Origin of the sequence: Falsiruegeria mediterranea M17, assembly GCF_900302455.1 — a bacterium.
Taxonomy (GTDB): Bacteria; Pseudomonadota; Alphaproteobacteria; order Rhodobacterales; family Rhodobacteraceae; genus Falsiruegeria; species Falsiruegeria mediterranea.
Window position 1 is genome coordinate 102,098 of record NZ_ONZG01000008.1, and the last position, 15,634, is coordinate 117,731.

The 15,634-nt window shown below is 59.6% G+C and carries 9 protein-coding genes; 7 read left to right on the plus strand and 2 right to left on the minus strand.

Features of this window, described 5'->3' with window-relative positions; all coding sequences use genetic code 11:
* Nucleotides 1-25 precede the first annotated feature (25 nt).
* Together TRM7615_RS15970 and TRM7615_RS15975 are read right to left on the minus strand one after the other, a co-directional pair.
* Entirely contained in the window at nucleotides 26-889 is an 864-nt protein-coding gene (locus TRM7615_RS15970) for a CobW family GTP-binding protein (protein ID WP_306417729.1), read from the minus strand.
* The gene (locus tag TRM7615_RS15975; RefSeq protein ID WP_108789321.1) at nucleotides 889-2,517 is read right to left on the minus strand and encodes an amidohydrolase; all 1,629 of its coding nucleotides are present in this window, start codon (nucleotides 2,515-2,517) and stop codon (nucleotides 889-891) included. The genes TRM7615_RS15970 and TRM7615_RS15975 overlap by 1 nt, the downstream gene beginning before the upstream one ends.
* A gap of 96 nt (nucleotides 2,518-2,613) precedes the next feature.
* On the opposite strand from TRM7615_RS15975, the gene TRM7615_RS15980 reads away from it, so the two are divergent.
* From TRM7615_RS15980 to TRM7615_RS25955, 7 genes are all read left to right on the plus strand, one after another.
* Nucleotides 2,614-3,555 carry a LysR substrate-binding domain-containing protein gene (locus TRM7615_RS15980; protein WP_108789323.1) on the plus strand — a complete coding sequence of 314 codons (942 nt, stop codon included), beginning with the start codon at nucleotides 2,614-2,616 and terminating at the stop codon, nucleotides 3,553-3,555.
* A gap of 103 nt (nucleotides 3,556-3,658) precedes the next feature.
* A complete protein-coding gene (locus TRM7615_RS15985) occupies nucleotides 3,659-5,212 on the plus strand; it encodes an ABC transporter substrate-binding protein (RefSeq protein WP_108789325.1) in 1,554 nt (517 codons plus the stop codon).
* Nucleotides 5,213-5,272: 60 nt separating this feature from the next.
* Entirely contained in the window at nucleotides 5,273-6,247 is a 975-nt protein-coding gene (locus TRM7615_RS15990; RefSeq protein WP_108789327.1) for an ABC transporter permease, read from the plus strand.
* The gene (locus TRM7615_RS15995; RefSeq protein WP_108789329.1) at nucleotides 6,247-7,122 is read left to right on the plus strand and encodes an ABC transporter permease; all 876 of its coding nucleotides are present in this window, start codon (nucleotides 6,247-6,249) and stop codon (nucleotides 7,120-7,122) included. The genes TRM7615_RS15990 and TRM7615_RS15995 overlap by 1 nt, the downstream gene beginning before the upstream one ends.
* Nucleotides 7,119-8,093, plus strand: coding sequence for an ABC transporter ATP-binding protein (locus tag TRM7615_RS16000; RefSeq protein WP_108789331.1), 975 nt, complete (start codon nucleotides 7,119-7,121; stop codon nucleotides 8,091-8,093). Before TRM7615_RS15995 ends, TRM7615_RS16000 begins: the two co-directional genes overlap by 4 nt.
* On the plus strand, nucleotides 8,090-9,076 hold the full coding sequence (locus TRM7615_RS16005) for an ABC transporter ATP-binding protein (RefSeq protein ID WP_108789333.1): 987 nt from the start codon (nucleotides 8,090-8,092) through the stop codon (nucleotides 9,074-9,076). Before TRM7615_RS16000 ends, TRM7615_RS16005 begins: the two co-directional genes overlap by 4 nt.
* 772 nt (nucleotides 9,077-9,848) lie before the next feature.
* Nucleotides 9,849-15,548 carry a Hint domain-containing protein gene (locus TRM7615_RS25955; RefSeq protein WP_235824115.1) on the plus strand — a complete coding sequence of 1,900 codons (5,700 nt, stop codon included), beginning with the start codon at nucleotides 9,849-9,851 and terminating at the stop codon, nucleotides 15,546-15,548.
* Nucleotides 15,549-15,634: the final 86 nt, after the last annotated feature.

Consider the following 15,634-nt stretch of genomic DNA (forward strand, 5'->3'; position numbering starts at 1 on the left):
CGATGATGTGACCGATGGGGCCAGATCAGCGGCCGGACCACCAATTGTCAATCTGCTGAACGGTCAAGCGGTCTGACAGGCCCAGGGCGACCAGGGCAGGGGTCGTTGCGGTCGACGCACGGACGTCGACGTGTTTGCCCACGACATGCACCTCATGCATACCATCAGGGCCAGCTACAAACCCCTTCACGCGGTAGAGCCCCTCTGGTCGGGCAGCCAAGCGATCGCGTAGCTCTGAGCGGGCAAAATCACCGGGCGTCTCTGTATTCCACTGCACATAGAGCGGATGTGGTTCTGTCGGGCGCCCCTTGGGCAGGGGCACGACATCGGTCAGAAGCGGCGCAATTGGGGCATTCCCCTGCAAGGCATCGGGATTGCGCAGACCATGGTCGGCCAACGCTTGGGTCAAGTTGGCAGACGGTGCTTCTGATTTGGTCATCAGCACCACATCCGCCGCCTTGATCTGTTGTGCGACCTGTTGCGCGATCAGTTGATCGCGCAACAGATCGGCCCCGTTCAGCCCATCAAGCAGCGTGATGATCCCGGCATAGGACAAGTCCGGCTCGGCAATGGCCGCATTGGAAATGGCGGCGGGATCGGCGATGCCGCTGGCCTCGACAATCAGGTGATCGGGGCGCGGGGTCCGGTCCAGCGCGTCGCCCAGCGCCATATAAAGATCCGCCCCCATGGTGCAGCAGACACAGCCGTTGGACAGCGAGATCGTGTCGTCCTGACGGGATTCGATCAGGGCAGCGTCAATGTTGATGGCCCCAAAGTCATTGACCAGGATCATCAGGCGCAGCCCGTGATCCTCGGCCAGCAGGCGGTTGATAAGCGTCGTCTTACCAGCGCCTAAATAGCCGCTGATCACAGTCAGGGGCAGGCGCATCAGTTCATCTGCACCTTGCCGCCAAAGACGATGCCATTGACCGGCACATCCTTGAGCGCCATGGGATCGACAGCTGTGGGATCACTCCCAAGGATGGCAAAATCGGCGCGCTTGCCGGTCTCGATACTGCCGATCTCGGCATCGAGTTTCAGGGTATACGCCGCTCCGAGGGTGATTGCGTAAAGCGCCTCATCTACCGTGATCCGCTGTTCTTCGCCCAGGGTGCGCCCGCTCATGGTTTGCCGGTTCACCGCGCACCATGCGGTAAAGAGCGGCCCCAAAGGTGTCACCGGTGCGTCCGAGTGCAGAGCCACGTTGACCCCTTCGTCCAAAGCCGAGCGGGCGGCATTCATGCGCGTGGCGCGATCCTCGCCAATGGTCAAGGCGGCGTGCTGGTCGCCAAAGTACCAGAGGTGGTTGGAAAAGATGTTGGTGCAGACGTTCATCTCGGCACAGCGACGAAATTGATCGGGGCCCATCATTTGACAGTGTTGCAGCACGTGCCGGGCCGAGGGCCAGGGATGCTTGCGCGAGGCCTCTTCCAAGGCATCTAGCGAGACAGACGAGGCCTCATCGCCATTCACGTGAATATGCATCTGTACGCCATTGGCCTGCATCGCCTCACACAGGGCATAGATCTGCTCGGGTGGGGTGTTCCACAGCCCGTTTGGATGCCCACCCACGTAACCGGGCCATTTGACCCGCGCGGTCCAGCCCTGGATCGAGCCGTCGGTCATCAGTTTGACCGCACCCATGCGCAGCTTGTCGGTGGATTGTTTGCCAAGGGCATTGGCCTTGTCTGCAATTTCTTGCGGCGTGGCTCCAACGGCGGCCAGAACGGGCACCAGACGCAGGCCAAAGTCATCCTGCCCTGTGACCGCTGTCAGAACCTCTAGATCCTCTTCCTCCATATGCGAAAACAGGTCGGTGATCGTGGTCACTCCGGCCAGACGGCACACATCGGCATAGGTCTTTACCGCTTCGGGCGTCTGCGACAGGCCGCGGAAATCCAGCCCCGTTCTGCGCATCACCGGGAACATGGCCGCCATTTCCTGCAACTCGCCCGTCGGTTCGCCACCTGCGTCCTTGAGGACCCCTTCGACGTTGGTTTCACGGGAATAACCTACCATCTCGAGGCAGGCCGAATTCACGCACATAAGGTGAAAGTTGGAGAACATCACCATCACGGGACGATCCGCGGCGATGCTGTCCAGATGGGTTCGGTTCAACCGCTCGGATTGCAGAAAAATCGGATCGAACCCCCAAGCCACGACAGGCTCGCCAGCGGGGAGCGTGGTCGCATAGTCACGCAGCCGGGACACCACGGCATCGATATCGGTCATACCCTTGTGCAGCTTGCCGGTCGGGTCGATCCGGTCGTGGTATCCGGCATAGGCGAACTGCCACATGGAACCCGCCATCATATGCGCGTGACCCTCGACAAATCCGGGCATCAGCACATGATCGGCCAGGCTGTTGTCGTGGTTCACAGTGCCCCAGGCATCGGCGCAATCAGCTCCACCGACCGCCAGAATTTTCCCGTCCTGAACCGCCACATGCGTCGCATGTGGTTTGCTGGGATCCATCGTGATGATTTTTTGTGCAGCAAAAACAGTGATTTCCGACATAGTGTCCCTCCCGATTGGATTTAGGCGTAGCGGGGGATTGATCCGCTGTAAAATAGAATTACTGTCAACCATTGAGGGAGAAAATGAGGGAAGCGGATGAATTTCACGCTGAAGCAGCTGCGCTACTTCGATGCGGCGCTGCGCAACGGGTCTATTGCCCGAGCCGCAGTCGAGATGAATATTTCACAGTCGTCCATCACTGCAGCGATCGATATGATCGAGCAATGTGTGGGGGCCGAGCTGTTTCGCCGGGTGCCCGCCAAAGGGATAGTCGCCACACAAGTGGGCAAACGGGTGGGGGACCGGGTGTCGGCCTTTCTGGACACCGCGCGAGTGTTCGAATCCGATCTGATGTCCTTGACCGGTGATCCTACTGGCACGTTGCGACTGGGATGTTATGCGCCCACAGCGCCCTACGTGCTGCCGCCAATTTTGTCTCGGCTTGCCCAGCGCTATCCCGGGATCCGTATCGAATTGGCTGAAGGCGATATGACGACCATGGCCGACTTACTGCATTCTGGCGGGGTCGATCTGGCGCTGACCTATCAAAAGGATCCGGTGAAGGGGTTGCCGTTTGACCAACTGTTCGAGGCACACCCGTGGGCTTTGCTGCCCAACAGTTCACCTTTGGCCAGCAAGCCATCGGTGAGCTTGCATGATCTGGCTGAACTGCCGATGATTTTGCTCGATCTGCCGTTGACCGAAGAGTACTTTTGTTCGCTGTTCGAGGAACTCGGACTGGAGCCAAACGTTGTGCATTCCACCAAATCCAGTTCGGTTCTGCGCGGCTTGGTCGCCAGCGAGTTCGGATATTCGATCCTGAATATCTGCGGACCAAACGACCGCGATGGACGGAATGGCTATCGGGCTTTGCCGATCTCGGATTCGTTCTTTTCGCCGGCGCTTGGGCTTGCCTACGTTGAGGGTTTGAAGGGATCTGCAATCGTAAGTGCAGTGCGCAATATCACTCGGGAATTAAAGGCTGAATGTGCTTTTGATCACCTGATTATGCAGCCCGAATTTCGGAAAACAGCATAAAATGCGGTTTTCCTCTACAGAAAGAACTGTTTTCTGTGACTACGGCCTTGGCTAGCCTCTGACATGTAAGGTTCACAAAGGGCCTGCAAGGGAGGAGAAAACCATGAAGCATATGACACGCCTTTTAGGCGCTGTGTCCCTTGCCGTCACCAGTCTGGCGGCTCCAGTATTTGCGGATGGCGGAACGCTTGTGATCGCCTCGACACAGGTGCCGCGTCACCTGAACGGTGCGGTGCAATCGGGGATCGCGACGGCCGTCCCGTCCACTCAGATCTTTGCGTCGCCCCTGCGGTACGACGAAAACTGGGAACCGCAGCCGTATCTGGCCGAAAGCTGGGAAGTCAGCGAAGATGGACTGTCGGTGACGCTGAACCTTGTCCAGAACGCCACCTTCCACGATGGCAAACCGGTCACATCCGAGGATGTCGCATTCTCGATCATGACGACCAAGGAAAACCACCCCTTCAAGTCGATGTTTGCCCCGGTTGATACGATCGAGACACCGGATGCGCACACGGCGGTCATCAAGCTGAGCCAGCCGCACCCTGCGCTGTTGCTCGCTCTGTCGCCTGCGTTGGCGCCAGTTTTGCCCAAGCACGTGTTTGGTGACGGCCAAGATGCGAAATCGCATCCTGCAAACTCGGCGCCCGTCGGGTCCGGCCCCTTTATGTTGGAAGAGTTCACACCGGGCGAAGCCGTGGTGATGAAGAAGAACCCGAATTTCTTCATTGATGGCCGCCCCAAGCTGGACGAAATCATCATCCGCATCATCAAGGACCCGTCGGCCCTGTTGATCGCGATGGAGAACGGTGAGGCGGACATGTATCCGTTCATGGCCGGCAGTCAGGAAATCAAACGCCTTGAAAAGGCCGAGCATCTGGGTGTCACCACGGATGGCTACGCTGCTGTTGGTCCAATCAACTGGCTGGCTTTCAACACCGCGTCCGAAAAGCTGAGCGATGTGCGTGTGCGCCAGGCGATTGCCTATGCTGTAGATCGCGAGTTCATCACCAAGGCGCTACATCGCGGTGTGTCTGCCCCGCAGCGTGGCCCGATCATCGAAAGCTCGCCTTTCTTTGACGAGAGTATCCCGTCTTATGACGTCGATCTGGACAAGGCCAAGGCCTTGATGGCCGAGGCAGGTTTTGCTGATGGCATGGATCTGACCATCGACTATATTCCCGGTCCCAAGGAACAGCAGCAATCCCTTGCGGAATACATGAAGTCGCAACTGAAAAAGATCGGCATCAACGTGACCGTGCGTGCGGCCCCGGATTTCCCAACTTGGGCGGGCCGTGTCGGTGGGCATGACTTTGAACTGTCCATGGACGTGGTGTTCAACTGGGGTGACCCGGTGATCGGTGTACACCGCACCTATCTGTCGTCCAACATCCGTCAGGGCGTGATCTGGTCGAACACCCAGCAGTACGCCAACGAAAAGGTCGACGAGATCCTGAACGCCGCAGCGGTCGAGGCCGATCCGGCCAAACGCAAGGCGCTGTATGCCGAGTTCCAGCAGATGGTGGCGGCTGATCTGCCGATCTACTGGATCAATGCGCTGCCGTATCACACGGCCTACGACAAGAAGCTTCAGAACGTGCCGACAGGCATCTGGGGAACCATGCATCCGATGGATCAGGTCAGCTGGTCCGAGTGATCCTCTAACCCATCAATCCAGGGCAGCTGAGCTGCTGCCCTGGTTGTTGAGAGGCAAATTATGAACACGTCATACATATTGCGGCGCCTGTTTTACGGCCTGCTGCTGATGCTGGGTGTGGTGGTGCTGAACTTCCTCCTCATTCGGCTGGCCCCCGGCGACCCTGCGGTTGTGATCGCGGGCGAAATGGGCGGCGCGACCGAAGAGATGCTGGAAAGCATCCGCGAGGAATACGGGCTCAACAAGCCGGTCCTGACCCAGCTGGGGATCTACATTGCCAATGTGGCGCAGTTTGATCTGGGCGAGAGCTTTTTCTTCAACCAACCGGTCACGACACTGATCGGGCACCGGATCGGGCCGACCATCCTGTTGGTGATCACCGCGCAGCTGTTGTCGATTGTCCTGGGTGTTTTCCTGGGCGTGATTGCGGCGCGCAAACCCAACGGACCGATGAGCGCCTTTGTCTCGGTCTTTGCCACCATCGGCTATGCGGTGCCGGTGTTCTGGACCGGGATCATGCTGATCATCCTCTTTGCCAGCGTCGTGCCGATCTTTCCTGTCGAGGGGATGCAATCGGTCAAGCTGCGCGATGCGGGGTTCTTTGTGAAGGCCTTGGACGTGTTGCATCACCTGATCCTGCCAGCCTTTACCTTGGCGATCATCTATCTGGCCCAATACGCGCGCCTCTCGCGGGCTTCGATGCTCGAAGTTCTGGGCTCTGACTATATCCGCACCGCACGGGCCAAGGGCGCGTCCGAGGGGTCGGTTCTGTTCAAACACGCCCTGCGCAACGCGGCGCTGCCGATCCTGACGGTTGCGGGGCTGCAGTTCGGCAACCTGATTTCCGGCGCGCTGCTGGTCGAGACGGTGTTCAACTGGCCCGGCATGGGGAGGCTGGCCTTCGACAGCATTCTGCGACGTGACTATCCGACCATCATGGGGGTTCTGTTCTTTGCCTCCTTCATGGTCGTGGTCGCCAATATTCTGACGGATCTGAGCTATCGCCTTGCTGATCCAAGATTGAGGGGGCGGTGATGTCTGATCAATCCGTAACCGAGTTCAAGGCCGAAAGCCCCGCGCTTGAAGCGTGGCGGATGTTCCGGCGCAACATTCCTGCGGTCATCGGGGTCATCATGCTGATGGTAATCGTCGGCGCGACGCTCTACGGCACATTCCTGTACGGAGGTGACCCGTTCGAGATCGTCTGGGCCCCGCATGAGCCGCCCGGCGTCACACCCGAGTTTCCCCTGGGCACCGACTATCTGGGCCGCAATATCGTGGCGGGCATGCTGACCGGGGGTGGCCCAACGCTGGCTGTGGGGTTGGCTGCGGCTGCGCTGACCATGGTGATCGGCATCTCTCTGGGTGCTTTGGCAGGGTATTACGGCGGCTGGGTCGACAACCTGTTGATGCGCATCACCGAGTTCTTTCAGGTGCTGCCCGCGCTTTTGTTTGCCATGGTGCTGGTGACGCTGTTGTCACCGTCGCTCTGGACCATTGCGCTGGCCATCGGCGTTGTCAGCTGGCCCCAGACCGCGCGTCTGACACGGGCCGAGTTCCTGAAAATCAAGGAGCTGGAGTATGTCACCGCTGCCCGCGCCATTGGTGCGCGCAACAAGCGGATCATCTGGAAAGTGATCCTACCAAACGCAGCGCCGCCGCTGATCGTATCGGCGACGCTGACCATTGGGGTCGCCATCCTGTTCGAGGCGGGCCTGTCCTTCCTGGGCCTGGGCGATCCCAATGTGATGAGCTGGGGCCTGATGATCGGGGCCAACCGCGAATACATTCTGGACGCCTGGTGGCCAGTGACCTTCCCAGGGCTTGCGATCTTCTTCACCGTTTTCGCGGTCAGTCTGATCGGCGATGGTCTGAACGATGCCTTTAATCCGAAGTTGAGGGAAAGATGAGCGCGCTACTTGAAATCGAAGACCTGCGCGTGACCTTTCGGACGCGCTATGGCGAGGTGACGGCACTGGATTCCGTGTCGATGCATGTGAACGAGGGTGAGACGCTTGGCGTTGTCGGCGAATCCGGCTGCGGCAAATCGATCACGGCGCTGTCGGTGATGGGGCTGATCCCATCACCGCCGGGCAAGATCGCGGGTGGTTCGATCCGCCTGAACGGAGAGGAACTGACCACTGCAAGCCCGGCGCGCCTGCGGGCGATGCGGGGACCGGATGCGGCGATGATCTTTCAAGAGCCGATGACCTCGCTCAATCCGGTGTTCACCGTTGGCGACCAGATCGCCGAGGCGATCATGCTGCATCAAAAAGTCGACAAGGCGCAGGCATTGAAAGACGCAGTTGCCTTGCTGGACCGGGTTGGAATCCCCAGCCCCGAAACACGGGCTAAGGATTATCCGCACCAATTGTCGGGCGGGATGCGTCAGCGGGTGATGATTGCCATGGCGGTCAGCTGCCGTCCCAAGGTTCTGATCGCGGATGAGCCGACCACGGCTCTGGACGTGACGGTGCAGGCGCAGATCTTTGACCTGCTGAACGAGATCCAACGCGACTTTGGCGTGGCCATCATCCTGATCACCCACGACATGGGCGCCATCAGCGAGATGGCCGACCGGGTTGCGGTGATGTACGCGGGCCGGGTGATCGAGGACGCTAGCGCAGATGATGTGCTGGACTACCCGCAGCACCCTTATGCCCGTGGCCTTATCGACTGTATCCCCGCGTTGGGGCGGGATGATCACCGCCTGGCTGAAATCCCCGGCGTGGTGCCGCCGCTGCATCTGTTGGGGCAGGGGTGTGCCTTTGCTGACCGCTGCGCGTTCAAACAGGACCGCTGCACCCGTGAAAAACCCCTGCTGGGCAGTCACGGGCACCACCCGGTCGCCTGCCACGGGATCGAGGAGGCGCGGCTATGAGTGTTTTGATGGATGTGCGCGACCTGACCGTGCGCTTTGCTCTGCCGAAACCTTCGTTCTTTGCCGAACGCCCGCATCTTGAAGCCGTTCGTCAGGTGTCGTTCCAGCTTGAGGCGGGAAAGGCTCTTGGCATCGTGGGCGAAAGCGGTTCGGGCAAGACCACAACAGCGATGGCCGCAATCCGGCTGACCAAGGCGGCAGGCGGGCAGGTGCTGTTCGAGGGTGATGATCTGCTGGAACTGGATGACGAAGCCATGCGTCAGCGTCGCCGCGACGTGCAGCTGATCTTTCAGGATCCCTATTCCTCGCTCAATCCGAGGGCGCGAGTGGTGGACATCGTGCGCGAACCGATGGACCTGATGGAGATCGGCACGCCCGAAGAACGTCATGCCAAGGTCGAAGAGCTGTTTGCCCTGGTGGGGTTGCGGCCCGACCAGCTGAACCTCTTTCCGCATCAGTTCTCGGGCGGGCAGCGGCAACGTATCTCGATTGCACGGGCGCTGACCACCAATCCCAAACTGCTGGTCTGTGACGAGCCGGTGAGTGCGCTGGACGTCGCCATTCAGGCGCAGATCCTGAACCTGTTGGCCGAGCTGAAAGAGAAGCTTGGGCTAAGCTACCTGTTCATCAGCCACGACCTGGGCGTGGTGCGCCATGTCTGCGATGAGGTGGCGGTGATGTATCTGGGCAAGATTGTGGAAAGCGGGCCGACCTCGGCTCTGTTCGAGGCGCCCCAGCATCCCTACACGCAGGCGCTTTTGTCGGCCGCACCGTCGCTGGCGCGGCGCAAATCCAAGGGCTACGTGCGCCCGCTCAAGGTTTCGGGCGATCCACCCAGTCCGATCAACCCGCCGCCGGGCTGCGCCTTTGCTGAACGCTGCCCCCGTGCACAGGACGTTTGCCGGAAAACCCCGCCAGACCTTGTGCCAGGCGCCGGAACGGCAGTTGCATGCCACTATCCCGGGCCTGCTGACACGATATAGGCAAACGATACATAAACGGTCCCTTAGGGGGCCGTTTTGCGTACGAATCCCCCTTGTCTAACTTCCGACCTATTTGAGTTTGATTCGAGTGATTTCGTGGCGAATTGTTCGCCGTTTTGCAAAAATCAGCCTATGATCCGGGGAATTGGTTCCACTATTAAGGTTAACTTGGGCAAAAAGATGGCACAGTTGGGCGCTTGTCCTGTGGGTTGTGCCTGTCACCTGACTGTTTTCGTTAAGGAAACAAAAAACGGGCAATCGCGCCTGTGCGTTCGGTTCAACGCTGTTTGGCCCCCTCAGGTGGTCTGTTTGGCAAAATTGGGTTGGCTCATCGGAAACAATCATCAACCCAGGGTAGAAATTCAGCCAGCGTTACGTATGGTTAACGATGGTTCTGCCCAGGAAACCTGCTGTTTCTAAAATTTTTTTCACTTTGACCGCTTTCTGGCGTCCGGTATTCATGAGTTAGCCCAACTGGGGGGCGATGTCTGTAGGTCACGGGGGCGACCGCACTAATATTGCATCTGACCGGATGCGAGGGGATGTGTGTTCGCGCAGCGGCTGCCACGCTGTATGTGACGGTAACGCACCGTGATTGCCTGTAAGGGCGGTCGCGTGCCTGTCTGTTCAAAGACAGGGGTCTCTCTCTCTATTTGGTCATGGTGCTGTTGGTGCAGTCGCCTGTGAACGCTTCGGTCATCGGCCTTTGGTTCACTTGGAGGTTTCCGCAGGTAAGCGGTTTGGTGTCGTGAGCACCGCAAAGGAGAATGTGATGGCAACGAATTTTGACAATCCGTATCTGGCCAACGTAATCGGTCTGTGGGACTTTCGCCCGACTGCTGAAACCAACGACACCGGCTTGGGGGACGGTATCGCACAGGACGGCACACCGGTCGGGGATCCGGACTTCACAGCCGGTTGGATGTTCACCAACGACTCCGACACTCAGCGGTTTGATGTAGATGATGGCGACGATGCTCCGTTCGATTTGAACAAGGGTACAATCATCACCGAATTCCGCAGCTTTGACACCACCGATGCCGGATCGGAAACCGTGGTCAGCCGCGGCGTCGAAGATTCAAACGAAGAGAGCGACGGAGGCGAAGGCACACAGACCGACAGCGGTTTCTTTGAAGTGCGCGTCACGGAAGACGGGGCTGTCGAGGTCTATCATCGCTCCGGGGGCACTGAATCCCTGTTGAGCTCCTCGGACGGTTTTGTTGGCGGCGGCGATGTCATCAAAGTGTCCTACTCCTGGTCGGAAGACGGCGTGGCGGTTCAGGTCGAAAACCTTACTCAAGGCACATCCGAGACGATCACCGGCGACACCCCGGGTCTGACGCTCGATGTGACCACTGGTGAGGAACAGTCCTTTACCATCGGTGCGCGCGAGACTGTCGAGGACAGCTTTGATCAGCATTTCTACGGCGGCATCGACTATGTGGCGGTTCTGGATGAACCGGTCATTGGCGGTGTTGACGGCAACGGCATTGTCGAAGGCACCAATGGTGACGACATCATCGACGCCGACTATAACGGTGACCCGGATGGCGATGTTGTGGACGGCGGCGATGCGCCGGCCCCCTTTGACAACCCGAACGAAGACGTCATCAACGGCGGTCCGGGCAATGATAGTATCGACGCGGGCGAAGGCGATGACACCGTCTATGCCGGTGCAGGCGATGATACGGTCAACGGTGAAGAAGGCGACGACCTGCTGATCGGTGATGGCGATGCGCCCGGTCTGACAGGACCGGCGACACGCGAAACATTCGAATGGCACCTGGCACCCGACCCGGATGACGGCGGCCAGGTCGATGACGGCGACGATTTGAGCGGTGGTTTCACCCAGAACACCGGCTCTGTCGATGTCACGTTCTCGGTCACACAGTCATCCACCGGCGTCGACACCGAGTTCCAGACCCAGGAACAGTTTGTCGGCAATATCGACACCAACGGTCCTGATGCCTCTGATACCAGCGCGATGGAATCCGAGCTGAATGGTCAAGCCAACACGGCGAGCTACGAGCTCGATTTCTCGGAAGACGTTCAAAACGTCTCGTTCCGGATCAACGACATCGACGGTGACGGCCAGGTGCAGGTCATGGCCTATGGCCCTGACGGCAGCCAGATCCCGGTCGTTGTTTCGGGTGGCCTGGGTGTGGCTATCACGGACGAGGACAGCGTCGCGGGCGGTGACACGGCAACCGGCGACGGTGGCTATGCCAACCCCGACAATTCGAACTACTCGGTTCTGGTGACCATTCCGGGTCCGGTTTCGCGATTGACAGTCAGCCACAGCCAGGACGGCCCGAATCCCTCTGAGATCGACGTGACGGATGTCTATTTTGACGTTCCGCTCGATGATGGCTCGGGTGGCGGCGGCGGTCCTGTGGACGACGGCGACGACAGCCTGACCGGCGGCGAAGGTGACGACACTCTGATCGGACAAGGCGGCGACGACACTCTGACTGGTGGTGACGGCAACGACAGCGTTGACGGCGGTGACGGCGATGACGAGATCGACACAGGTGGCGGCGATGCCGCTAACCTGCCAGATCGCGGTTTCCCATCCTATCAGGGTCTTCCTGAAGTTCCGGCAGATCCTGACGTCTTCAACGACCGTGACACCGTCGATGGCGGTGACGGCAACGATGACATCTCGACCGGTGACGACAACGACCTCATCATGGGTGGTGCCGGATCTGATACGATCGACGGTGGCCTTGACGACGACACCATCTCGGGTGGTGCGGACGATGACCTGATCATTGGTAGCGAAGGCTCGGATGAAATCACCGGCGACGGTGGCAACGACACAATCTATGGCGGTCTGGATCCGGTCTTCCCTGATTTGCTGAACATCACGGACGACGGCTCTGACGGACGTGACCCGGATCCCGAAGTCACCAACGGCATGGACACGCTGTCGGGTGGCGAAGGCAATGACTTGATCATGGGTCAGGACGACGACGACGTCCTGATGGGAGACGAAGGCGACGATACGCTGGATGGCGGCATCGACGAAGACAGCATCATGGGTGGCGTCGGCAACGACGAGATCATTGGTGGTCACGGCGATGACACGCTGAGCGGCGGCGATGACCGCGACACTTTCCTGGGTGGCGAAGGTTTTGACCAGATCGACGGTGGTTCGGGTGGCGATGACTTTGACACACTCGACCTGCGCGGTCTGGGACCGGTCGGCATTGTCTACAGCTCCGAAGACCGTGAGGACGGTGTGGCCGTCGTTGGCGCGACAGGTGACGTGCTGGTCTTTGAAGAGATCGAAAACATCCTGATTGATGAGCCTCTGAACCCCGATGGGATCGTCGAAGGCACGTTTGGCGACGATGCCATCGACGTCAACTACGATGGCGATCCCAATGGTGATTTTGTCGACAACGACGACGCACTGCTGCCCGGTCAGGTCGGTGATCAGGACATCATTGTCGGCAAGACCGGTGATGACACCATCGATGCAGGTGCAGACAGCGACTATGTCTTTGCAGGTGACGGTGCCGACGCAGTCAGCGGCGACGGTGGCAACGACACCATCCTTGGTCAGGACGGCGACGACCTGCTCGAAGGCGACGCCGGCGATGACGTGGTCCAAGGCGGACGTGGCAACGACACGCTGGATGCGGGCCGTGGTAACGACACGATGCGTGGCGGCGAAGGCGACGACAACCTGACCGGCAATCCGGGCGACGATCTGCTTTATGGCGACGAAGGTGACGACACCGTCATCGGCAACGATGGCACGGACACCCTGTATGGTGGTTCGGGCAATGACACGATCTCGACCGGTCCGGGCAACGACGAGGCCTTTGGTGGCGATGACCGCGACACCATCATTGTGGTGGGACAGGACAACCAGTTCGTCGACGGCAACGAAGGTGGCGACGACTTTGATACGCTGCGTGTCTTTGGCCGCGCCGAGGTCGAATATGACCCGGACAATGGGGAAAATGGGGTTGTCTACTATCTGGACGCTTCAAATGCCCGCACCGGTGTGACCACGACCTTTGTCAACATCGAGAATGTTGAGATCGTTGACCCGCAGCTTGACGGTGTTGTCGAAGGCGGCAGCGGCGACGATTTGATCGACGCGAGTTATCTGGGCGACCCCGAGGGCGACCGGATCGACAATTTCGACAGCTTCGAGAACTTCCTGGACGAACCCATTGCCAGCCTGACCCCTTCGGACTTCTTCGAAGATCTGGGGGGCACGCCGCGCGGCGACCAGCGTGACGCGGTCGATGCGGGCGCAGGCAACGACACCGTCTACTCGGGTGCTGGCGATGACATCGTCAAAGGCCGTGAAGGTGACGACCTGATTTTTGCAGGCATCGGTTTCGATGATGTCGAAGGCGGCGAAGGCAACGATACGATTGATGGCGGTGCCGGCAGCGACAAGCTCTATGGCAGCGAAGGTGACGACTCGCTAATCGGTGGTTTGGGTGGTGACACCCTGGTCGGTGGCGATGGCAGCGACACGCTGGATGGGGGCCTGGGTAACAACTTTGTCGAAGCGGGTGCCGGGGATGACCTTGTAATCGGCGCAGACGGCGATGACATTCTGAATGGCGGCGACGGTGCCGATACCATCCTTGCTGGTGGCGGGGACGACGTTGTTGTTGCTTATGATCCGGCCTTTACCGGTCTTGCTTCGATCGGCCGTTCACCGGACTCGATTGATGGTGGCGCGGGCAATGACCAGCTCGCTGGTGGTTCCGGTAACGACACCATTTTGGGCGGCACGGGTGACGATACGCTCTTTGGCGGCATCGGCTCGGACCAGCTCGAAGGTCAGGAAGGCAACGACGTCGTTTATGGCGACAGCGACATCAGCATGGTCAAACCATCAGATTTCGCTGCAGCTTTGGCCATCGAACCGGGCAATGACACCATTCTTGGCGGTGCAGGTGAAGACACCCTGTATGGCGAAGAAGGCAATGATGTCATCCTAGGTGGCGAAGATGCCGACGTTGTCTTTGGTGGCGACGATCGCGACGTCATCGGCGCGGGCATCGGCGACACGATCGAAGGTGGCGAAGGCGGCGACGACTTTGACGTCCTGCTGGCACGCGGCCTGGCCGTTGTCGACTATGACGAAACTGACCCAACCGGCGAATCCGGTACCGTCACCTACTACAACGAGGATCTGACGGTCGCAGGTACTGCCGAGTTCTCGGAAATCGAAAACGTCTATGTCATCGGTGCGCCGACAACGACATCGGCAACATCCGGCGATGGTCCGGTGGTGACAGGTGTCGACGGTGTTGTCGAAGGCACAGCAGGCGATGATATCATCGACCTGGCCTATACCGGCGATCCCGAAGGCGACCGTGTGGATGGTGACGATGCTGTTCCGCCCCTGGTGGGTGAGGAGGATGTGATCCTCGCTGGCGGCGGCAACGACAGCGTTCGCGGCGAAGAAGACACCGACGTCATCTTTGGCGGAACTGGCGACGATACCGTCTTTGGCAACGGCGGCGGCGATGCCATCGACGGTGGCGAAGGCAACGACGTGCTGGATGGCGGCGAAGGTCGTGACATCGTTGTCGGCGGCGACGGAGACGACACTCTGTCCGGCAGCAACGACGTTGCAGGCGACGGTGGCGACATTCTGTCGGGTCAGTTTGGTAACGACAGCTTTGTCAACGTTGGTCAGGGCGAAGTCATCATCGGTGGCGAAGACGCTGACGGTCTGGACAACGACATCCTGGATCTGACGGGGGCGGCTGAGGCCGTGAACCCAGGCGGGTCGCTGACGGTCGAGTTCGACCCGACGGATGGCGAGGCCGGTACAGTTCGGTTCTTCGACGCAGCTGGCGATGAGACGGGCACGACCGAGTTCCGCGAGATCGAACAGGTTATCGTACCCTGCTTCACACCGGGCACCTTGATCGCCACGCCGAAAGGCGAGCGTCGAGTCGAAGATCTGAAGATCGGTGATCGTGTCATCACGCGCGACAACGGCATCCAGGAAATCAAGTGGCTGGGCACCAAAACCATGACCGGTCAGGAATTGGTCCGTGCCGAGCACCTGAACCCGATCCTGATCCGCGAAGGCGCATTGGGGGGGGATCTGCCCGAGCGGGACATGATGGTCAGCCCGAACCACCGCGTTCTGGTCGCCAATGACAAGACGGCGCTCTACTTCGAGGACCGCGAGGTTCTGGTGGCGGCCAAGTATCTGACCGGCCTGGAAGGGGTTGAAGTGGTCGAGGTTTCTTCGGTGACCTACATCCACTTCATGTTCGACCAGCACGAAGTTGTTCTGTCGGACGGCACTTGGACCGAAAGCTTCCAGCCTGGCGACCACACTTTGGCCGGTTTGGGCAATGCGCAGCGCAACGAAATCTTTGAGCTCTTCCCCGAGCTGAAAGAGCGCGAAGGTCTCGAAGGCTATGCGGCGGCACGTCGCTCGCTGAAGAAGCATGAGGCGCATCTGCTGACGCACTGACGCCGAAAATGGGGGCGCGTCCCGGCCGATCCGGGACGGCAGCCGCTCGCGTAGGTAGGGGGACGCGAGTGAGAGGACAGGGCGCT

Bases quoted from the DNA above. Each gene is read 5' to 3' on its own strand.
- TRM7615_RS15970 (WP_306417729.1), bottom strand. From the start codon at position 889: ATGCGCCTGCCCCTGACTGTGATCAGCGGCTATTTAGGCGCTGGTAAG.
- TRM7615_RS15995 (WP_108789329.1), top strand. From the start codon at position 6,247: ATGTCTGATCAATCCGTAACCGAGTTCAAGGCCGAAAGCCCCGCGCTT.
- TRM7615_RS15990 (WP_108789327.1), top strand. From the start codon at position 5,273: ATGAACACGTCATACATATTGCGGCGCCTGTTTTACGGCCTGCTGCTG.
- TRM7615_RS16000 (WP_108789331.1), top strand. From the start codon at position 7,119: ATGAGCGCGCTACTTGAAATCGAAGACCTGCGCGTGACCTTTCGGACG.
- TRM7615_RS25955 (WP_235824115.1), top strand. From the start codon at position 9,849: ATGGCAACGAATTTTGACAATCCGTATCTGGCCAACGTAATCGGTCTG.
- TRM7615_RS15980 (WP_108789323.1), top strand. From the start codon at position 2,614: ATGAATTTCACGCTGAAGCAGCTGCGCTACTTCGATGCGGCGCTGCGC.
- TRM7615_RS15985 (WP_108789325.1), top strand. From the start codon at position 3,659: ATGAAGCATATGACACGCCTTTTAGGCGCTGTGTCCCTTGCCGTCACC.
- TRM7615_RS15975 (WP_108789321.1), bottom strand. From the start codon at position 2,517: ATGTCGGAAATCACTGTTTTTGCTGCACAAAAAATCATCACGATGGAT.
- TRM7615_RS16005 (WP_108789333.1), top strand. From the start codon at position 8,090: ATGAGTGTTTTGATGGATGTGCGCGACCTGACCGTGCGCTTTGCTCTG.